Genomic DNA, 19,707 nt, shown 5'->3' with positions numbered 1-19,707 from the left:
GAACCATGGTTCACACGAAGATGCTGGATGCCTACCCGAAGGATCTGGGTCAGATCGACAAGCAGAAGTTGGCCGAGTGCATCGCAGCCTGCTTCGAATGCGCCCAAGCGTGCACGGCTTGTGCTGACGCGTGCCTGGCCGAGGACATGGTCGCCGAATTGACCACATGCATCCGCACCAATCTGGACTGCTCCGACATCTGCACGGCCACAGGCAAGGTGCTTTCGAGGCGCACCGCATACGACGCCGATGTGACCCGAGCGTTCTTGGAAGCCTGTGCCGTCGCGTGCAAGGCTTGCGGCGACGAGTGTGAGAGTCACGCCAGCATGCACGCACACTGCCGCATCTGCGCCGAGGCTTGCCGCCGGTGCGAGGAGGCCTGTCGCGACCTCCTCGCCAGTCTGGGCTGAGGCACGAGCTCCCTCAGGACGCCCGCTGCATCTCGGAGTTCTGGGTGGGATCGTTGTCGGGCTGCTGCCCGGGCAGCCGGAGTCGCTTGAGCAGCAGTGCGTTGACTGCCACCAACAAGCTGGAGCCGGACATCGACAAGGCGGCGACCTCGGGCCTGAGGACCAGGCCGAAGGACGGCTGGAAGACACCAGCCGCGATGGGTAGCGCGATCGCGTTGTATCCCACCGCCCAACCAAGATTCTGACGCATCTTGCGCAGCGTGCCTCGGCCGATCGTCAGCGCCACGGGGACGTCCAGGGGGTCCGACCTCATGAGAACGACGTCTGCGGCGTCGATCGCGACGTCGGTACCCGCGCCAACCGCGATGCCGACGTCTGCCTGCACGAGAGAAGGTGAGTCGTTGACTCCGTCACCGACCATCGCCACGGTGCGCCCCTGCGCCTGCAGTTGCTTGACCTGGTGTGCCTTGTCCTCGGGCAGGACATCCGCGATGACGTCGTCGATTCCCAACTCCTCGGCGATCCGCTCGGCGGTCGCACGGTTGTCGCCGGTGAGCATGGCGACCCTGATGCCCGCCTCGTGAAGTGCGGAGATCGCGGCGGCGGACGTCTCGCGGACCGCGTCGGCGATCCCGATCACCGCGACGACCCGATCATCGACGGCAACGAACACCGCCGTGCGACCGCCGGCGGCGATCTCGTCGCGCTGCGCACCCAGGTCACCGATGGTGATCGCTTCGGATTCCATGAGGCGACGGTTGCCGATGGCGATCTGGTGGCCGTCGACCTCGGCGAGGGCGCCGATGCCCGTGACGTTGCGGAACGCGGTGGCGCGCAAGCGCGGCACATCGGTTGCATCGACGTGGCGCACGACGGCCTGAGCGAGAGGATGTTCGGACTCTCGTTCGAGTGCGCCCGCGAGCGCCAGGACCCGATCGCGATCGAAGTCGCCGACAATGACGTCCGTGACCTCGGGCTCCCCCTTGGTGAGGGTGCCGGTCTTGTCGAAGACGACGGTGTCGACGCGCGCGGAGCTCTCGATGGCGGTGGCGTTCTTGAACAGAATCCCGCGTTTCGCGCCGAGGCCGGAGCCGACCATGATTGCTGTCGGCGTGGCGAGTCCAAGGGCGTCGGGGCAGGTGATCACGACCACGGTGATGGCGAACAGCAGCGCAGTCTGCACGCTTGCGCCGGCAGCGAGCCAAACCAGGAAGGTGCCGACTCCACCGACCAGTGCGACCAGAACGAGCCAGAATGCGGCCCTGTCCGCGAGTCGCTGTCCCGGCGCTTTGGAGTTCTGCGCCTGTTGCACCAGCGCGACGATCTGTGCCAGAGCGGTGTCAGCGCCCACCTTGGTGGCGCGCACCCGGATGGTGCCGCTGGCGTTGATGGTGGCGCCGATGACCCGATCGCCGGGCCCCTTGTGCACCGGGAGGCTCTCGCCGGTGACCATGGACTCGTCGACCTCCGACTCGCCCTCTTCGACGGTGCCGTCAGTGGCGATCTTCGCCCCCGGCCGGATCAGGAGAAGGTCATCGACCTCGACCTCGGAGGTGGGAACTTCGACCGGTTCGCCTTCGCGGAGAACGACCGCCAACGGCGGAGCCAGATCAAGCAACGTACGGATCGCGTCGTTGGCGCCGCCTCGTGCCCGCATCTCGAACCAGTGGCCGAGCAACACGAACACGGTGAGCATGACAACGGCCTCGTAGAAGACCTCACCGCCCCCAGTGACGGTGACTCCGAGGGAGTACAGCCAGCCGGCTCCGACGGCCACGGCCACCAGCACCATCATGTCCAGCGTCTTGGCCCGGAGCGCCCGCCAGGCGCCGTCGAAGAAGATCCAGGCCGAGTAGAAGATCACCGGCAGGGACAGGATCAAGGCGAAGATGTCATCGCGCATCCCGAACGGAGCGGCCGCGTCGAAGCCGAGCATGTCCCGCCCCATCGGCGAATACAGCGTGATGGGTACCGCGAGCAGCAGGGCGACCAGGAATCGGTTGCGCATGTCGCGAACCATGTCAGCCATCGACATCGTCCCGTGACCGCCGTGGCCCATCGCATCATGCGGTGACGAGATCGGCGAAGCCGCGCCTGCGTGGCTGCTGCCCGCGTCGTGACCGTCGTGCTGGAGCTCGTGGTGGTGCTCGGCGTGCTCGTCACGGCCAGGCTCGAGCATCGGATCGCACACATGATTGGGAACCGACTGTCCCGCGCAGTGGAATCCGCATTCGCGCACCCAGTCCCGCAGATCGCTCACGCTGGTGCGCTTCGGGTCATAGGTGACGGTGGCCGTCTGGGCGACCGGGTTGGCATCGACGGAGAGCACCCCGGGCCGGCGCGACAGCATCGCTTCGGCTACGTTCTTGCTGGACGCCCACTGGACCCCAGAGACCTCGATGATGGCGGTGGTACCCCCGTCACGCTGCGCGTGATGGTCGCGGTGGCCGCTCGTGTGCTGGTGCGTCGTCATCGTACTGCCTCCACATGGGAAAGGTTGGTCTTGCTTGAGTCAAGGCGAGCGTGCGACGTCTCGGCTGTCTGCGTCGAGACGGGCTGGAAGCGCCGCAGTCGCAAACTGTTCGACACGACGAACACCGAGGAGAACGCCATGGCAGCGCCGGCGATCAGCGGGTTGAGCAGACCGAGCGCGGCCAGGGGCAGCGCCGCAACGTTGTAGGCGAAAGCCCAGAACAGGTTGCTCTTGATGGTCCGCAGCGTGCGCCGAGAGAGCCGGATCGCGTCCACGGCGGCGCGCAGGTCGCCGCGAACGAGAGTGAGGTCGGAAGCCTCGATGGCGGCGTCGGTGCCGGTGCCCATGGCGATGCCCAGGTTGGAGGTGGCCAGTGCCGCGGCGTCGTTGACGCCGTCTCCCACCATGGCGACCGTGCGGCCCTCGCGCTGCAAACGCTCGACAGTGGCGACCTTCTCAGCGGGGAGGACCTCGGCGATCACCTGCTCGATGCCCACCTCGGCGGCGACGGCACGGGCAGCGCGTTCGTTGTCACCGGTGAGCAGAATCGGCTCGAGTCCCAGCTCCTTGAGCTCGGCCACGGCCTGCGCACTCGTGGGCTTGATCGCGTCGGAGACCACGACGACCCCGCGGGCCGCTCCGTCCCAGCCAGCGGCGATCACGGTCCGGCCTTGCTGTTCCGCGGCCTCGACCACTCCCGCCAGGCTCGCGTCGAGGGGTTGGTTCCACTCTCGGGCCAGCCAGCCGGGGCGGCCGGCCACGACCGCGTGGCCGTCGACCACCCCGGCGACGCCGAGGCCTTGGGTCGAGGAGAATCCCTCGACATCGGGCAGCTGCGACTCGAGTCGTTGGCTGGCCCCGGTGGCAATGGCCTGACCGATGGGGTGTTCCGAGGCGTTCTCGAGGGCACCGACCAGCCGGAGCAGATCGGCACTGTTCACACCATCGGCGGGGACCACATCGACCAGTTCCATCCTTCCGGTGGTCACGGTGCCGGTCTTGTCCAGGACGATCGTGTCGACCACCCGAGTGGACTCGAGCACCTCCGGGCCCTTGATGAGCACGCCGAGTTGGGCACCGCGGCCGGTCCCGACGAGCAGTGCGGTGGGGGTCGCGAGACCGAGGGCGCAGGGGCAGGCGATGATCAGCACCGCCACCGCGGCGGTGAATGCGGCGGTGACGCTGTGACCAGTCAGCAGCCAAGCGGTGAGCGTGACCAAGGAGAGCACGAGCACGATGGGCACGAATACGGCCGAGACACGGTCGGCGAGTCGCTGGACCTGCGCCTTGCCGTTCTGGGCGTCCTCGACCAGCCGTGCCATCTGGGCGAGTTGGGTGTCGGCTCCGACGCGGGCGGCCCGGACCACCAGACGTCCGCCGGCGTTCACCGTGGCGCCCACGACGACATCACCGGGCCCGACCTCGACGGGGACCGACTCGCCCGTGAGCATGGACGCGTCGATTGCCGATGTACCGTCCTCGACGACGCCATCGGTGGCGACCTTCTCGCCCGGGCGCACCAGGAACCGGTCGCCGACCTCAAGTTGGCCCACCGGCACGCGCACCTCCGTGCCGCCGCGCAGGACGGCAACGTCCTTGGCGCCCATGTCGAGCAGGGCGCGTAAAGCCGCTCCAGACTGGCGCTTGGCTCGAGCCTCGAAGTACCGGCCCGCAATGATGAAGGTGGTCACCGCCGCCGCGACCTCCAGGTAGATGTGGACGTCAGCTTCACCATCCGGGAAGAGGTCGAACGGCATCCGCATGCCAGTCATCCCGGCGTGGGTGAACAGCAGCGCCCACAACGACCAGAGCCACGCGGCGGTGACTCCGACGGAAATGAGGGTGTCCATGGTCGCCGCGCCGTGGCGCGCGTTGGTCACCGCGGCACGGTGGAACGGGGCCGCCCCCCAGACGACCACGGGTGAGGCCAGCGTCAGTGAGATCCACTGCCAGTTGTCGAACTGCAACGCCGGAATCATCGACATCGCCAGGACCGGGACGGAGAGCACGGTTGAGACGATCAGGCGCTGTCGCCAGCTCGCGGCCTCCAGATCCCGGTGGTCCGTCTGCGCGTCGGTCGAAGGGTCGTCACCGCTGGCCGCCTGAGTGGGCACGGTCGCGGTGTACCCGGTGGCCTCCACCACGCTGACAAGATCGGCAGGGGTGAGCGTCGTCGGATAACTGACCTTGGCCTTTTCGGTGGCGTAGTTGACCGTGGCCGACACACCCTCGACCTTGTTCAGCTTCTTTTCGATCCGCGCGGCGCAGGAGGCACAGGTCATCCCGCCGATGGCGAGCTCGACGTCGTGCAGCGCGTCGACCGTAGGGGTTGGTTGTGCCATGACTGTGTCTCCTGCCTGGATTGAATCGGGATGCGCGTGAGGGTTTCGGTGCTCAGGCGAGTTGGTAGTCGCCGGCCTCGTCGAGGGCGGCGGCGACCTGGGTCTGGTCGAGTGGCTCGGCGCTCGCGACGGTGACTGTCGAGGTACCGCCGGCGACGAGGTCGACGGTGACGTCGGTGACTCCGTCGAGGCTCTTGAGTTCGCCGGTGACGGCGCTGGCGCAGTGGCCGCAGGTCATTCCGGTGACGGCGTAGGTGTTGGTGGTCATGTCGCTCTCCTTCGGCGCGGCGATGGTGATCGCCTCAGTGGTGGTGTCGGTCGAACTGTCGGACTGGGTGTTGGATCCGCAGCCGCATCCCCCGCAGCCGCACCCTCCGCCGTCGCCGACGGAGGAGTCGAGCAGTTGTAGATTGCGGCTGTCGTCTGACACGGACATGGGTGCTCCTTCGTTTGATGGATCGATCATGAGCGGACGAGTCGCCGGATCGCTGCGGAGGCCTCGTTGAGCTTCTGCTGGGCCTCGGCAGGGTCGGTGGGGTGCGTCAGGCAGTGCTCGAGATGCTGGTCCAGCAGTAGCAGCGCGACGCCTTCGAGAGCCTTCGTGGCCGCCGACAACTGGGTGAGGATGTCGATGCAGTACTGCTCCTCGTCCACCAGCCGCTGCAGGCCGCGCACCTGACCCTCAACGCGACGCAGCCTGGCGAGGACAGCCTGCTTCTCGGTGATGTATCCCGGTTCAACGGCCATCGCGAAACTCCTTCGGAGGATACCCCTCGGGGGTATCGGTCTTCGCTACTGACCATACCCCCACCGGGTAATGAAAAGCACGGCCGCGAAGAGAACTTCGTCGAACCTTCATGTTCGCCGCTTCCTGCCCTGTCAGACGCTGATGTCGTTCACCGAGTCGGTGTTGAACACGGCCATGATGACCAGGGCAGTAGGTGAAAGACCGCGAGGTTCTGTGATGTTTCGCTGAAGATCCGGACCGTTCAGTCCGCGCGGACGAGTTACTTGAGGCAGGGAAAGCGCAACGTGAACGTCGTGCCGCTCTCGGGCCCGGAACTGATCACCGAGATGCCACCGCCTTGTGCCTCCACGAGCGCCTTGGCGATCGCCAGACCGATGCCAGAGCCACCGTGGCCGCGGTCGCGGGCGCTGTCGGCGCGGTAGAACCGGTCGAACAAGTGCGGCAGGTGCTCTGCCGCCACCCCCTGGCCCGTGTCGCTGACGCGGTACTGCACCCAGTCATCGATGCGGCGACAGTCCAGGGTCACGGTCCCGCCCGTCGGAGTGTGGCGCAGAGCGTTGTCGAGCAGGTTGCCGAGCACCTGTCCGAATCTGTCGGAGTCAAGGCAGACCTGGCCGGCGTCGGCGAGTTCGCTGAGCAGGTGAACCCCCTTGGTTGCGAACCGGTCACGTGCGGCCTCGATGGCCGCCGCAGCAGCATCCGCTGCAGGCACGGGTCGCAGCGTGACGTCGAGCCCTTCCTCCGCTCGCGAGACGGCGGTCATGTCCTCGGCCAAGCGCCGCAGTCGGCCTGTCGAGCCTCGGATGACGCCCAAGGTGTCGTCATCGAGGTACCGGATGCCGTCCTCGACGGCCTCGAGATGGGCGTCGATCGTGGCCAAGGGGGTGCGCATCTCGTGGGCCAGGTCGGCCAGCATGCTGCGGCGGGTCGACTCCGTCGCTTCGAGTTTCTCGGCGAGGCGGTTGTAGGTCAGTGCGAGCGAGGCGAACTCCTCACCCAGTCCCGGGTCGGGCACCCGGGCGCCGTACCGGCCGGCAGCGACCTGTGCCGCCGCCGCCGCGACGTCGCTGATCGAACGCTGAACCCGGCGGCTGAAGTACCAGGAGACGGCCAGCGCTGCGAGCACCGAGGCGATCAGCGCGAGAGAGATGGACAGAACCAGCGCGGAGGCGAAGGCCTCTTCCACATGGCGGATCTGCTCGGCGGTGTGTTCGTCACCGGCCTGTTGCAGGTGGTCGCTGAAGATGCCGGGGCCCACGACGGAAGCCACGAGCCACGTGGTCAGGGCCCCGGCCACGAGCACCAGGGCTTGGGCCACCAAGAGCCGAGCGGCGAACCGAGAGCGGACACGGGTCGTGTCCACGCGAGCTCGGCGGTCGGTCACTGGCCGGTGCCCATCCGGTAGCCGACTCCACGGACGGTCCGGATGAATCGGGCCTGACTGGCGTCGTCGTTGAGTTTGCGCCGCAAGTGTCCGACGTGGACGTCGACCAGGTGTTCGTCGCCGACCCAGGTGGGACCCCAGACGGTGTCGATGAGTTGCCGGCGGCTGAATGCCATCTGCGGGTGGTCGGAGAGAGCGGTCAGGAGCTCGAACTCGGTGCGCGTCAACGACACCGGTTCCCCCTCGAGCCAGACGTCTCGCCCCAGTGGATCGACGACCAACGCACCGAAGGTCCGGGCCCCTTCCACGTGGTCGTCTGCCCCATCCGGCTTCCGAGGTCGGCGCAACAGTGCCTGGATCCGGGCCATCAAGATCCGAGGGCTGAAGGGTTTGGTCATGTAATCGTCCGCCCCCACCGAGAGTCCGATCAAGGTGTCGACCTCCTCACTGCGCGCTGTCAGCATCACCACATAGGCATCGGAGAATGTGCGCAATTGCCGACAGACCTCCACACCGTCCAGACTCGGCAGACCCAAGTCCAGCACCACCACATCCGGATCGACGGTTCGAGCGACTTCCAATGCCTCCATACCGTCGTGGACCACAGCCACCTCCAGGCCTTCGCGTTCGAGGTAGCTGCCGATGACCCCCGCAAGGTGCGTCTCGTCCTCGACGACCATCGCCCGCAGGCCCGTCGGGGGACGAACACCCGCGGCACCTCCCGCCGGTGAGCCGGCCGTTCCGTTGATCACGTCCTCGCCCATACCCGACATGATGGCAGTCCATCTGCCCTACCAGCCCAGATCAGCACCGCGGGCGGCCCATCCTTCAGCGAACCTTCACACGAAGACCACTATGTCGCCCTGGTGCCGGGTCGATCATTGAAAGTACGAGGCCCGACGGAGGAGCTGAGCACGATGATGGGTTGGTATCACGACGGCACGGGATGGGTCGGTTGGATCCTCATGACCCTGGCCATGGTCGCGTTCTGGGCGTTGGTGGTCGTTGCAGTGATCGCGATCTTCCGCGGCACTCAGAGCACTGATGCATCCCCTTCTGATCGCAGGGACCCGATGCAGATCCTTAACGAGCGGTTCGCCCGCGGCGAGATCAACGAGGACGAGTACCACGCCCGCAGCACCGTGCTGCGCACCTCACAGCGGTAGGAGAACCAACCACCGTCTTGTCGCCGCAACGAGATCGACGGCGTGCCATGAGGACCCAGGTCCGATCGTGGTCATCGTGCCCGATGGCGGGCCTTGGAAGTGAACTTCGAAGCCACAACCCGAGCCAGGGGACGACCCACCATGCCACGACATTCACCACGCCGAGACCGGCATGATGACCACGCTGTCCCACCGGACGGGCGGCTGACGATGCCCGCACACCACGTCCCGGATCGTGAGCTCAACTTGGCGGAACTCGCTCGTCCTGAATCTGACAAGCACGTGGGCGTCTTCGGGACTGCATGGGACGCACTGACCGCGCTTGTCGGCGCCATCATGGGCCTGCTCCCCCACCTGCTGCACCACGTCGGCCTTCTCGGCGGAGCAGTACTGGTGACCGGCGCGACCGGCAACGTGCTGTTCGCCGTCGTCGGACTGGTCTTCTCCATACCGCTACTGCGACGTCTTCATCGACGATTCGACTCGTGGAAGGCGCCCGCCCTCGCGTTGGGTGTGTTCGCGCTGATGTTCTCCCTCTCGGCCTTCGTCATCGGTCCCGCCATCAGCAACGGCGACCAGGAACGGGTTCCCGTGCGGACCGTTGATCCGGACGAGCACGAGGGTCACCACGGCTGACGACCCGCGCCATGACGCCGGCTGCTGCGTGTCCCGGAAACCCAACGGTCGACATGGCACCCCCCACCGAGCGCTTCTTCAACGAACCTTCACGAGACAACGCCGGTCACCTTCACCGCGCGGCGAGAACATCGAATTGGACCGGATATCGGCGGTCGACCAAGAGTTGGAGGAGATCATGAGTAAGCGGTGGAGCATCAACATCACCCCTGCCGAACGCGTCGCTCGAGTGGTCGTCGGAGCGCTCGGCACCGTTACCGGAATCGTGCTGCTGGCTGGCGCCTCATCCACCTGGGCTGTCGTCCTCGAACTGCTGTTGCTGGCGGCAGGCCTCGACCTCATCGTCACCGGAGCGCTCGGACACTGCCCGCTGTACGCCAAACTCGGGCACATGCCCGCCTCCTTGAAAGGAAAGACATCATGAGTACGCCACACGGCATGGATCACGGTGCGCACAGCGATGGGCACGCGGGGCACCATCCGCGGGAGTCCTCGCCGAGTTCCGAAAACCACCATGGCGGGCACGAGTCCGACAGCGTCGGCCACGGGACACATCGCGGTCATGGATTGATGATGATCATCTGCTGCATCCCGATGTTGGTCATCGCCGGCCTGCTTTTCCTGACCGGTATTGCAGGTACCAACATCATCGTCGTCGCACTGCTGTGCACCGCGATGATGGCGGCCATGATGTTCGTCATGCCCGGCGGGCACGACCACAAGTGACACGGCCCCCAGACCGCATGTGAGGGACGTCAGCCGATTTGAGCCGCAGCACGACATCGGGACTGGGCACCGCTGCCGGGCACAGGTCAACGCCGCTCCCCGCACGCGGTCAACGCGCTCTGAGTCGCGCCCGGAACCGGAAGTCGTCAGGTCGGGCACCAATCTCGACCTCACCGAACCCGGCGACTTTCAACCGTGTCGATAGCCGCTCCGGCTCGACCACGGTGAAGGTGTCACCGATGTGCGCCAGCGCGAGCAGGGGACCTGATCGGTTGTCTGAGCCCGCGAAGATTCCACGCGCGCGAAGGACCCTGGCGGCCTCGGCGTACAGGCGGTCCTGCGCCGCTGCCGAGGGTAGGTGGTGCAGCATCGTGAAGCAGACGATCGCGTCGAATGAGTCCGGCGCGAACGGCAGTGCCGTCGCGTCGCCGTGGCGCACGTTCACGCTTGGGTGCCGTCGCGCCAGTGCAGTGGCATCAGCTTCGTCGTACTCGACGCAGGTCAGCGAGCCCACGCGCGGCAACAGCCAGTCCGTTGTCAGCCCTGGGCCCGGGCCGAGCTCCAACACCGCCGCTCGCTCGAGTTCGATCCCCTCCAGCGCCCAGGGCAGCAGCACACCCACGTGCCACCGCCAGAACCGAGACCGGCAGTAGAGACGATGCAGCAGGTTCACCGTCGAGTCCTCCTTTCGAAAGCGCGGTGTCACTCAGACATGGCACCACGACCGAGCACGTGCTGGCCTGCATCAACGCTCAGGTTCGTGCCCCCTGCCCTGACGAGGATCTGCCGGTGGTGGCACGTCGGTCGGGTTTCACCTGCACCCGGTCCGGGGTGACCGTCACCCGCAGCCGCCGGCCACGATGGACCACGGTGAAGCGTGCAGATCCCAGACCGTCGGGCAGACGCGGATCGAACACGAGCTCCTCATCCTCGCGGCGCATTCCGGCGAAGGCGCGGGTGATGATGTCGATGGTCCCGGCCATGGCCCCGAGATGGATCCCTTCCCTTGTGGTGCCGCCCTGGGTGTCGTCCAGGTCGGCGGTCAACGCCTCGCGGAAGGTGCGCCAGCCTCGGACGGGATCCATGCGAGCCAGAACGGACGCGTGCGCTACGCGGCTCAGCGTGGAGCCGTGCGCGGTGCGTGCCAGGTAGTAGTCCACCGTGTCCTCGACGAGGTGGGGTTGGGCGCGATAGCCCAGATGTTGCAGCATCTCCACGAGCCCATCGGGGCCGAGCAGGTAGACGAGCATGAGCACGTCGGCCTGCTTTGCGAGCTTGTAGCCGTTGGTCGCGTCTCCCTCGGCCTCCAGGATCAGGTCGAGCCGGCCGATGTTGCCGTAGGCGTCCCGATAGTGGTCCCAATCCAGCTCGGCCAATCCTTCGTAGCCACAGAACTGGCTGATCACCCCGTCATGGAACGGGACGGTGAGACGGCGACCGAGGTGCTCCCACCGGTCTGGCTCGTCGGGCCCGATGTCGAGTCGGGTGCGCAGTTCGTCGCAGTCGTGCACGGCGGTCAGGTCCAAGATGTCCAGGGCGCGTCGACACAACCAAGCAGCGAGCACGTTGGTGTAGGCGTTGTCCCGCAGTCCTTGTCCCGGGGCGTCGGGATACCCGTCGTGATACTCGTCGGGTCCCATCACCCCGGCAATGTGGTAGCGATCGTTGTCGTCGTCGTAAGTGGCCAGGCTGCTGAACAGGCGGACCACCTCGATGATCAGGTCGGCGCCGCGATGGGCCAGCCAAGCGACGTCGCCGGTGGCCTCGTAGTACTGCCAGGCGTTGTAAGCGATCGCGAGCCCCACGTGGCGTTGGCGTCGGGAGTTGTCGGGCATCCACCGACCCGAGCGCAGGTTGTACAGCTGGTGTGGTGTCTCTTCTCGGCCGTCGCTGCCGCTCTGCCACGGGAACATCGCTCCGGCCAGTCCGGCGACGCTGGCGGCGCGGCGGGCAGCGTCGAGACGTCGAAGCCGATAATCGAGCAGCGCGCGGGTCACCCAAGGCATGTGCGGTGTCAGCACCGGCAGCACGAACAACTCGTCCCAGAACACATGCCCCCGGTAGCCCTCGCCGTGTAGGCCCCGGGCCGGCACCCCGGCGTCGATGTCGGCGGTGTGCGGGGACAGCGACTGCAACAGGTGGAACACGTGCAGATTCAATGTCAATTGGGTCTGTCGATCGGCCTCGAGCTCGATCGCGAAACGGTCCCAGAGCCGTTGCCATGCCGCCTCGTGGTCAGGCAGCAGGTCGTCGAGCCCACCCGGGGCCCAGGTCAGCTCATCCAGAGCCGCCAGCCGCGGCGCTGCGATCGCCCGGTCCCGGGAGGTAAAGATCGCCACGGTCTTGACCACCGTGACCGGCACCCCGTCCTTTAGGGTCAACTCGAACCGGTGCGCCGCCCGATCCTCCTCGGCGGTCATTGAATCGGTGGCAACTCCGCCCGTCACCGTGGTCCGGACGGCGGTGGCGATGCGGATCTGGCTCTGGGTGGTCTCGACCTCCACCAGCAGCGTGCTCGGATCGACCCTCTCGCTCCTCACCGTGCGCAAGTGCTGGTCGGCCAGCGGCCGATACTCGGCGACATTGCGGTTGCGTACTCCGGCGTCGACACCGCTGGCCAAGGTCACCGTGCCGCTCCAGCCGTCGGCAACCAAGGTGGTTTCCAGTGCAGCTAGGTGCGGGCGAGCCATCGACACCACGCGGCGTTGAATCAGCCTCATCCGGCGACCGGCGGGATCGGTGAGTACCGCGTGCCGAGTGAGCACCCCGCGGCGCATGTCCAGCTCGCGGCGCTCTGCAGAGGCCACCAGGCCACCCTGGGACCACCATGGCTCCCCCGCGGTGCGCACATCCAGGCAGAGCCAGTTCGGGGCGTTGACCAGGTGTTCGTCCTCCACCTCTCGACCGTGCACGGTGGAGGTGAGCCTGTTGTAGACCCCTGCCAAGTAGGTGCCCGGATAGTGCACCTCGTCCGCGGACCGCTCCGGGGCCGCACCCCTGGTGCCGACGTATCCGTTCCCGAGCGTGGTCAGCGCTTCTCGATGCCCCTCATGAGCCGGGTCGAACCCCTCGTAGACCAGTACCCACGGGTCGGCCCGCAGGGAGCCGAGATCCAATTGAGAGACGTCCTCAACCACCACGTCAGCGCCCTCGGCTTCCAGTGACTCCCGCTGCCCAGACCGGTCGACCCCGACCACCAGCCCGAAACCGCCGCGGCGGGCCGCTTGAACCCCGGCGATGGCATCTTCGACCACCGCCGTCCTGCCCGGGGCGACGCCGAGGAGTCGTGCGGCCTCCCGGAAGGTCGCCGGGTCGGGCTTGCCCGGCAAACCGGTCTCGGCGGCGGACCCACCGTCCACGACGACGTCAAACACCCCGTCCAGATCGGCAGCAGCAAGAAGCGCTTCGGCGTCACGGCTTGCGGTCACCAAGGCGACCGGCACTCCCCCGTCGCGAAGCCGGTGCAGCAGGTCCAGGGTGCCGGCGAACACTCGAACGCCGTGCTCGGCAAGGAGTTCACGGTAGACCTCGTTCTTTCGCGAGGCCAGGCCGTACACGCTCCAACTTCCTGACGGGTCCTGCGGGGTCCCCGTCGGGATTTCAAGGCCCCGCGCCGCCAAGAAGGTCGCGACCCCGTCCTCCCGTGTCCGCCCGTGCACGTAGCGCCGGTAGTCGGCGTCCGTGTCGAAGGGGGCGGGCGTGCTGTGGGTGCTCGTCCTGGCCCGCTCGTCGTCCAGTACCGCGTCGAACAGTCGTTTCCACGCCTTCGCGTGGAGGTCGGCGGTGTCGGTGACCACGCCGTCCATGTCGAAGATCACCGCGTCGTGGGGTGGTACGGCACCGGTCGGCACCGTACCGCTCGGCACCACTGGCGGTCGCTGCTCCATCTCTTGGTGGTCACACACCGGTGACCGGTGGTTCCAGAAAGGGGAGAAACTTCTGACGCATGCCCAGAACCTGGTCGGTCATCGCGATGGAGGTTGCCCCGTCAGTCACGCTGCCGGTCAGCGCTCGGATGGCATCAATGGTCTCCGGGACCACGATTGCTTCGTTGCCGACTTGGTAGGTCAAGAACGCCTCGTCGTCCTGCACGGTCAGGACGTCCTCCCAGATCGCCACCTCCCACATGTCGCCGCGAGGTCGACCGAGATCTCGCATCAACTCGACGGTGGTGTTCAGTGCGGTCAAGCCGTCGGTCATCTTGATGAACGCGATCCGGGGCGCGGCCCGCAGTACCTCGAGCACTTCTTCGGAGCTGGAGGGTCGAGTCAGTTGCAGAGTCCAATAGTGGTTGTGAGTCTGGGTGTGCGCGGCTTTCGCTGCCATCGTCACCACGTCAAGGTCGGGTCGCACCGTGAGTGCATCCGGTCCCTGATGCGACGGAATGGAGGCCTCGGGCACCACGGTGTTCATCACTCCACCCAGGTGGGAGTCGCCCGGGTCGCTGGCCCGTCGAATCAAGACGCCACGCGCTCGACTCAACAAGCCGGCGTCCTGCAAGGGTCCCAGTACCCGCACCACGCTGGTGGTGTTGCACGACACCACACGGGTCATGTCGCGCCCCACCGCGCTGGCGTAGTTCGCCTGCGCCACGAAGGAGTGCCCGGTGGTGGCATGACTCTCACCGCCCTGCAGCACGGCCTTCACCCCGGCCGCCCGATAGGTCGCCAAATTGGTCGCCCCGACCTTCTTCGGTGTCGTGTCCACCACGACGTCGATGTCCCCCAGCAAATCCGCCAAGCTCCCGGCCACCGGTACACCAGCAGCCCGCAGCGCGGTCTCGCCCTGATCTGTCGCGGCGAACATCGCGATGTCATGGCCGACCGCGGTACGCGTACTCCAATCCGCGACCACGTCGGCGACGCCGACCAACGCCATGTCCGGCATGGCGCGGACCGCGTCGGCGACGCGCTTGCCGATCACCCCGTAGCCGTTGACCGCGACGCGAATCATGTTCTCACTCATGCGAGTTCTCCTTTCCAAACCGGTTGGCCTCATGCACTGCTTGTCCTCGCGCGCTTCCCCGCCTCTGAGGAGCGTTGTCCAGTCACGCCTCGCCCTGCTCACCGAGCCCAACGACGCCCTCGCGAGCGGTGAGGATCAAGGCTCTGGTTCCTCCAGCGGATTCGGTCCGCTTGTTGACGGTCCCGTGTGGCTGCTCCACTGCCAGTTCCGGATCTCGGGCATGTCCTGGCCGTGGCTGCGGATGTATTGGCGGTGCTCGATCAGTTTCGTTTGCAGTGCCTCCCGGGCATGCGCGGAAACCGCGTGGAGTCGCGGCACGCGATCGAGCACGTCGATGGCGAGGTTGAACCGGTCGATCCGGTTGAGCACGCACATGTCGAACGGGGTGGTGGTGGTTCCCTCCTCGACATAACCGCGGACGGCGAAGTTCTGGTGGTTGGTCCGGCGGTAGGTCAGGCGGTGGATCAGCCACGGGTAGCCGTGATAGGCGAAAACCACTGGCGTGTCGGTCGTGAACAGGGAATCGAACTCGGGGTCGGTCAGACCGTGCGGGTGATCCCGCTTGTCCTGCAGGCGCATCAGGTCCACCACGTTCACCACCCGGATGCGCAGTTCCGGGAAATAGTCGAGAAGGATCTGCGTCGCAGCGAGGGTCTCCATCGTCGGAACGTCCCCGGCGCAGGCAAGGATCACGTCGGGTTCCTGCCCTGCGTCGGTACTGGCCCACTCCCAGATCCCGATTCCCTTCGTGGCGTGAACGATGGCGTCCTGCATCGACAGGTACTGCGGTTGGGGCTGCTTCCCGGCCACGATCACGTTCACGTACTGACGGCTACGCAGGCAGTGGTCAGCGACCGACAGCAGGGTGTTCGCATCCGGCGGCAGATAGACACGGATGACTTCAGGTCCCTTGTTGATGACGTGGTCGATGAAGCCTGGGTCCTGATGGGAGAAGCCGTTGTGGTCCTGGCGCCACACGTGCGAGGTCAACAGGTAGTTCAACGAGGCGACCGGGCGGCGCCACGGGATACCGTTGGTGACCTTCAACCACTTGGCGTGCTGATTGAACATCGAGTCGACGATGTGGATGAACGCCTCGTAACAGGAGAATATCCCGTGCCGACCGGTGAGCAGGTAGCCCTCCAGCCACCCCTGGCACGTGTGCTCGGACAAGATCTCCATCACCCGCCCGTCCGGAGCCAGGCCGACGTCCTCGGACAGGATCGGTGCCATCCATGCGCGGTCGGTCACCTCCAGAACGGCACCCAATCGGTTGGAGTTGTTCTCATCTGGGGCGAACACTCGGAAGTTCGTCATGTTGTCGCCCATGACGTCGCGTAGGAAGGTGCCCAGCACCCGGGTCGCCTCCACCGCGCCGGTTCCAGGATGTTCAACCGGGACCGCGTAGTCGCGGAAGTCGGGCATCCGCAGATCCTGCAACAGCAACCCGCCGTTGGTGTGTGGGTTGGCGCTCATCCGGCGTTCCCCGGTCGGGCGCAGGTCGCGGATGCTCGCCACCGGTGCGCCGTCCTCGTCGAACAACTCCTCGGGCCGGTAGCTGCGCAGCCACTCCTCGAGCACGGCGCGGTGGGCGTCATCCTCGCGCGCGTTGGCGAAGGGAACCTGGTGGGAACGCCAGAATCCTTCGACCTTCAGTCCGTCGACCTCCTTGGGCCCGGTCCAGCCCTTCGGGGAGACCAGCACGATCATTGGCCAACGTGGCCGCTGCGTATGCCCTTCTTCACGGGCCAGGCGGCGGATCTCGGCGATCTCGTCGAGACAGCGGTCCATGGCGGCGGCGAAGTCGCGATGCATCTGCTCCGGATCGGAGCCCTCGACGTAGTACGGGGTATGACCGTAGCCACGGAGCAGCCCGTCGAGTTCGTCTCGGTCGATGCGACCCAGCACCGTGGGATTGGCGATCTTGTACCCATTCAGGTGCAGGATCGGCAGCACCGTCCCATCGCGGGCGGGGTCGACGAACTTGGTCGAGTGCCAACTGGCGGCCAGCGGCCCGGTCTCCGCCTCCCCGTCACCGACCACGGCGGCCACGATCAGGTCGGGATTGTCGAAGGCTGCGCCGTACGCGTGGGACAACGCGTAGCCCAGCTCGCCACCCTCGTGGATCGACCCCGGTGTCTCCGGGGCCACGTGGCTGGGAATCCCGCCGGGAAAGGAGAACTGGGTGAACAGTCGGCGCATCCCTTCCTCGTCCTGGGACACATCGGAGTAGACCTCGCTGTACGTGCCCTCCAACCAAGCGGCCGCGACCGGACCGGGACCACCATGACCGGGTCCCATGACATACATCATGTCCAGATCCCGAGCCATGATCGCGCGGTTGAGATGGGCGTAGATGAAGTTCAGACCCGGCGTGGTGCCCCAGTGCCCCAGAAGCCGCGGCTTGACGTGCTCGTCCCGCAACGGCTCGCGAAGCAGCGGATTGCCCATCAAGTAGATCTGACCGACAGAGAGGTAGTTCGCCGCCCGCCACCATGCGTCGATCCTGGCGAGTTCATCGTTCTTCAATGGGGTTGAAGTGGATTCCTCGTTGATCGTCATCGGTTTGTCCCTTTCTCTCGATCACCGCCGGCGCCAATTCCGTTCATCGCTTCGCCTCGACAGGCTCCGCTCCCTCCGGCGCGTCCTCGTCGATCGTCGCGTGACGGAGCTCGACCCGGCGGAGCAGTTGGGCGTTGAGGGCGACGACGATCGTCGAGACGCTCATCAGCACAGCAGCCAGGGCGGGCGGCATGCTGATCCCGGCCCAGTGGAATGCGCCGGCAGCGACGGGAATGGCGAGCACGTTGTAGCCCGCCGCCCACCACAGGTTCTGCAGGCTCTTGCGGTAGGCGGCCTTCGAGAGCCGAATGATGCCTGCGACCGCCCGCGGGTCCGAGCTGGCCAGGATGAGCCCTGCAGATTCGATGGCGACATCTGTGCCAGCACCGATCGCGATGCCGACATCGGCACGGGCCAGAGCCGGGGCGTCGTTGACGCCATCGCCGATCATGGCCACCTTGAGCCCACGAGCCTGCAACTCGGCAACCTTGGCGTCCTTCTCCTCTGGAAGTACTTCCGCCATCACCTCGTCGATCCCGAGATCCTTGCCGACAGCATCGGCGACCTGGCGGGCATCGCCGGTGATCATCATTACTTGTCGGTCCATCGCGTGAATTTCATCGACAGCGGCGCGAGCCTCGGAGCGCACCTCATCCTCGAGTGCGATCCCCCCGATGATCGTGTCCCGTCGAACCAGGTACAACACCGAGGAGCCGCGGTCCTTCCACCCCCGGGACCACTCGGAAAGGTCACCCGGTTCGGTCAAGGACCGTTCCCGCAGCAGTGCTGGCCCGCCGACCGCGTGGGCGTCGCCGTCAACGGTGGCTTCGACCCCACGGCCAGCGCTCGATCGGAAGTCGGTGGCGGCTGGCACGTCGCCGTGTGCCTTCGCTGCATCGACGATGGCCCGCGCCAAGGGATGCTCACTGTCGGACTCGACCGCTGCGGCGAGGCGCAGCACGTCCTCCACGGACACACCGCCAGAACCGCTGGCGCCCACCACCTTGTGCTCCCCCTTCGTGAGGGTGCCTGTCTTGTCGAACAAGAAGGCGTCAACGGTGCGGCTCTGTTCCAAGGCGAGTCGGTCCTTGATCAAGATGCCGTTGCGGGCCGCGGTCGCCGAGGAGATCGAGGTGGTCAACGGGATGGCCAAGCCCAGTGCGTGCGGACAAGAAATCACCAAGACCGTCACGACCCGGGTGACGGCCTCATCGACATCACCGAGCAGGAACCACACGACGGCGGTGATGACAGCGACACCGGTCGCCACGTAGAACAGCAGTGCGGCAGCCCGATCGGCCAGCACCTGCGTGCGGGACTGTGACGCCTGGGCCTCGGCCACCAGTCGCTGGATTCCGGCGAGCGTCGTCTCCTCACCGACTGCGTCGACCCGAACCCGGATCGCCGAGTCTGTCGAGACGGTGCCCGCCACCACCCGGTCCCCCACATCCTTGGCGACCGGTTTCGATTCGCCGGTGATCATGGACTCATTGAGTTCGGCGGCCCCATCGACGATTTCGCCGTCAGCGGGTACTCGCGCTCCCGAGCGCACCAGCACGACATCGCCGTCGTGCAGATCCTCGATCGCCACGGGCTCGATCGAGCCGTCCGGTCCGACTCGTTCTGCTTCGTCGGGAAGGAGTTCAGCCAGTGCAGCTACCGCGTCCTGAGCCTGGCCGAGTGCCTTCATCTCCTGCCAGTGGCCGAGCAGCATGATCGTCACCAGGGCGGCGAGCTCCCACCAGAAGTCCAGGTCGAACCAACCGAGCGACGTCGCCATCGACGCCACGTAGGCGACGATGATCGCCATCGTGATCAGCAGCATCATCCCCGGTTTGCGTTCCTTGATCTCGCGCCAGCCGCCCTCCAGGAACGGCCAACCGCCCCAGAAGAAGATCACCGAACCCAGGACGGGGCCCACCCACTCCCGACCTGTGAATTCGAGTTCGTACCCGAACCAGTCCATGACCATCCCGCTGGTGATCACCACCGGAACGGTCAGCAGGAGACTCCACCAGAACCGACTTCGGAACTGCTCAGTGTGGTGTCCGGCGTGTTTGCCGCCATGCGCGTGATGGCCGTGACCGCCGTCTTCGCCATCTCGTCCGGCACCAGCGCCGTGGCCGGCGTGGCCGTGATCCTCACCGCCGGGGTGGTCACCGGGGTGCTGGGGTCCCTCGCTGACTCCAGCCACATCGCTCGCCGGGTGGTTTCCGTGATTTTCGTGGTTTGACACTGGCCCTCCAATATTTCAAGTCATCGTGCCCGACCTGTTGTCCGGAAGCCAGGACCGAA

The 19,707-nt window shown here is 66.3% G+C and carries 17 protein-coding genes; 6 read left to right on the top strand and 11 right to left on the bottom strand.

Translation table 11 applies throughout. From position 1 onward, the window contains the following. Window positions 1-5: 5 nt before the first annotated feature. Window positions 6-410 (top strand): four-helix bundle copper-binding protein, encoded by a 405-nt coding sequence (locus ACY1JX_RS01570; protein ID WP_286928646.1) that lies wholly within the window; start codon window positions 6-8, stop codon window positions 408-410. A gap of 13 nt (window positions 411-423) precedes the next feature. On the opposite strand, the gene ACY1JX_RS01565 is transcribed toward ACY1JX_RS01570, so the two are convergent. The 6 genes from ACY1JX_RS01565 to ACY1JX_RS01540 form a co-directional block, all read right to left on the bottom strand. Then, on the bottom strand, window positions 424-2,883 hold the full coding sequence (locus tag ACY1JX_RS01565) for a heavy metal translocating P-type ATPase (RefSeq protein WP_286928644.1): 2,460 nt from the start codon (window positions 2,881-2,883) through the stop codon (window positions 424-426). Continuing rightward, complete coding sequence (locus ACY1JX_RS01560) at window positions 2,880-5,225, bottom strand: heavy metal translocating P-type ATPase (protein ID WP_286928642.1); 2,346 nt, start codon at window positions 5,223-5,225, stop codon at window positions 2,880-2,882. The genes ACY1JX_RS01565 and ACY1JX_RS01560 overlap by 4 nt, the downstream gene beginning before the upstream one ends. 52 nt (window positions 5,226-5,277) lie before the next feature. Next, window positions 5,278-5,661, bottom strand: coding sequence for a heavy-metal-associated domain-containing protein (locus tag ACY1JX_RS01555; RefSeq protein WP_343286128.1), 384 nt, complete (start codon window positions 5,659-5,661; stop codon window positions 5,278-5,280). A gap of 26 nt (window positions 5,662-5,687) precedes the next feature. Further along, complete coding sequence (locus ACY1JX_RS01550; RefSeq protein WP_087625510.1) at window positions 5,688-5,972, bottom strand: metal-sensitive transcriptional regulator; 285 nt, start codon at window positions 5,970-5,972, stop codon at window positions 5,688-5,690. 260 nt (window positions 5,973-6,232) lie between these two features. Beyond that, the gene (locus ACY1JX_RS01545; RefSeq protein ID WP_087625539.1) at window positions 6,233-7,243 is read right to left on the bottom strand and encodes an ATP-binding protein; all 1,011 of its coding nucleotides are present in this window, start codon (window positions 7,241-7,243) and stop codon (window positions 6,233-6,235) included. A 110-nt stretch (window positions 7,244-7,353) separates the two neighbouring features. Beyond that, a complete protein-coding gene (locus ACY1JX_RS01540; protein ID WP_462564982.1) occupies window positions 7,354-8,121 on the bottom strand; it encodes a response regulator in 768 nt (255 codons plus the stop codon). A 153-nt stretch (window positions 8,122-8,274) separates the two neighbouring features. Between ACY1JX_RS01540 and ACY1JX_RS01535 the strand changes: the two genes are divergently transcribed. From ACY1JX_RS01535 to ACY1JX_RS01520, 4 genes are all read left to right on the top strand, one after another. Beyond that, window positions 8,275-8,523, top strand: a complete 249-nt coding sequence (locus ACY1JX_RS01535; protein ID WP_462564981.1) for an SHOCT domain-containing protein — start codon at window positions 8,275-8,277, stop codon at window positions 8,521-8,523. A gap of 336 nt (window positions 8,524-8,859) precedes the next feature. Further along, complete coding sequence (locus ACY1JX_RS01530; RefSeq protein WP_222593354.1) at window positions 8,860-9,159, top strand: hypothetical protein; 300 nt, start codon at window positions 8,860-8,862, stop codon at window positions 9,157-9,159. 178 nt (window positions 9,160-9,337) lie between these two features. Further along, a complete protein-coding gene (locus ACY1JX_RS01525) occupies window positions 9,338-9,583 on the top strand; it encodes a YgaP family membrane protein (protein ID WP_146825552.1) in 246 nt (81 codons plus the stop codon). Further along, complete coding sequence (locus tag ACY1JX_RS01520) at window positions 9,580-9,885, top strand: hypothetical protein (protein ID WP_286928632.1); 306 nt, start codon at window positions 9,580-9,582, stop codon at window positions 9,883-9,885. The genes ACY1JX_RS01525 and ACY1JX_RS01520 overlap by 4 nt, the downstream gene beginning before the upstream one ends. Window positions 9,886-9,994: 109 nt before the next feature. Here the strand turns inward: ACY1JX_RS01520 and ACY1JX_RS01515 are convergent, their stop codons facing one another. From ACY1JX_RS01515 to ACY1JX_RS01495, 5 genes are all read right to left on the bottom strand, one after another. Further along, window positions 9,995-10,558 (bottom strand): class I SAM-dependent methyltransferase, encoded by a 564-nt coding sequence (locus tag ACY1JX_RS01515; RefSeq protein ID WP_286928631.1) that lies wholly within the window; start codon window positions 10,556-10,558, stop codon window positions 9,995-9,997. 79 nt (window positions 10,559-10,637) lie between these two features. After that, complete coding sequence (locus tag ACY1JX_RS01510) at window positions 10,638-13,772, bottom strand: beta-phosphoglucomutase family hydrolase (RefSeq protein ID WP_462564980.1); 3,135 nt, start codon at window positions 13,770-13,772, stop codon at window positions 10,638-10,640. Between the two features lie 10 nt (window positions 13,773-13,782). Further along, a complete protein-coding gene (locus ACY1JX_RS01505; protein WP_286928627.1) occupies window positions 13,783-14,850 on the bottom strand; it encodes a type II glyceraldehyde-3-phosphate dehydrogenase in 1,068 nt (355 codons plus the stop codon). Window positions 14,851-14,985: 135 nt separating this feature from the next. Next, window positions 14,986-17,412, bottom strand: coding sequence for a phosphoketolase family protein (locus tag ACY1JX_RS01500; RefSeq protein ID WP_462564979.1), 2,427 nt, complete (start codon window positions 17,410-17,412; stop codon window positions 14,986-14,988). 43 nt (window positions 17,413-17,455) lie between these two features. After that, the gene (locus ACY1JX_RS01495) at window positions 17,456-19,399 is read right to left on the bottom strand and encodes a copper-translocating P-type ATPase (RefSeq protein WP_286928624.1); all 1,944 of its coding nucleotides are present in this window, start codon (window positions 19,397-19,399) and stop codon (window positions 17,456-17,458) included. Window positions 19,400-19,465: 66 nt separating this feature from the next. Between ACY1JX_RS01495 and ACY1JX_RS01490 the strand changes: the two genes are divergently transcribed. Further along, window positions 19,466-19,645, top strand: coding sequence for a hypothetical protein (locus tag ACY1JX_RS01490; RefSeq protein ID WP_286928622.1), 180 nt, complete (start codon window positions 19,466-19,468; stop codon window positions 19,643-19,645). Window positions 19,646-19,707: the final 62 nt, after the last annotated feature.

It is taken from the genome of Aeromicrobium sp. JP4 (genome assembly GCF_054957925.1).
Note: the sequence above shows the minus strand (reverse complement) of the source record. Positions and strands in the feature narration are given on the sequence as shown.

What these genes read in the sequence shown, in the direction of transcription:
- ACY1JX_RS01570 (WP_286928646.1), top strand. Translation starts at nt 6, where the DNA reads ATGGTTCACACGAAGATGCTGGATGCCTACCCGAAGGATCTGGGTCAG.
- ACY1JX_RS01565 (WP_286928644.1), bottom strand. Translation starts at nt 2,883, where the DNA reads ATGACGACGCACCAGCACACGAGCGGCCACCGCGACCATCACGCGCAG.
- ACY1JX_RS01560 (WP_286928642.1), bottom strand. Translation starts at nt 5,225, where the DNA reads ATGGCACAACCAACCCCTACGGTCGACGCGCTGCACGACGTCGAGCTC.
- ACY1JX_RS01555 (WP_343286128.1), bottom strand. Translation starts at nt 5,661, where the DNA reads ATGTCCGTGTCAGACGACAGCCGCAATCTACAACTGCTCGACTCCTCC.
- ACY1JX_RS01550 (WP_087625510.1), bottom strand. Translation starts at nt 5,972, where the DNA reads ATGGCCGTTGAACCGGGATACATCACCGAGAAGCAGGCTGTCCTCGCC.
- ACY1JX_RS01540 (WP_462564982.1), bottom strand. Translation starts at nt 8,121, where the DNA reads ATGGGCGAGGACGTGATCAACGGAACGGCCGGCTCACCGGCGGGAGGT.
- ACY1JX_RS01535 (WP_462564981.1), top strand. Translation starts at nt 8,275, where the DNA reads ATGATGGGTTGGTATCACGACGGCACGGGATGGGTCGGTTGGATCCTC.
- ACY1JX_RS01530 (WP_222593354.1), top strand. Translation starts at nt 8,860, where the DNA reads ATGGGCCTGCTCCCCCACCTGCTGCACCACGTCGGCCTTCTCGGCGGA.
- ACY1JX_RS01525 (WP_146825552.1), top strand. Translation starts at nt 9,338, where the DNA reads ATGAGTAAGCGGTGGAGCATCAACATCACCCCTGCCGAACGCGTCGCT.
- ACY1JX_RS01520 (WP_286928632.1), top strand. Translation starts at nt 9,580, where the DNA reads ATGAGTACGCCACACGGCATGGATCACGGTGCGCACAGCGATGGGCAC.
- ACY1JX_RS01510 (WP_462564980.1), bottom strand. Translation starts at nt 13,772, where the DNA reads ATGGAGCAGCGACCGCCAGTGGTGCCGAGCGGTACGGTGCCGACCGGT.
- ACY1JX_RS01505 (WP_286928627.1), bottom strand. Translation starts at nt 14,850, where the DNA reads ATGAGTGAGAACATGATTCGCGTCGCGGTCAACGGCTACGGGGTGATC.
- ACY1JX_RS01500 (WP_462564979.1), bottom strand. Translation starts at nt 17,412, where the DNA reads ATGACGATCAACGAGGAATCCACTTCAACCCCATTGAAGAACGATGAA.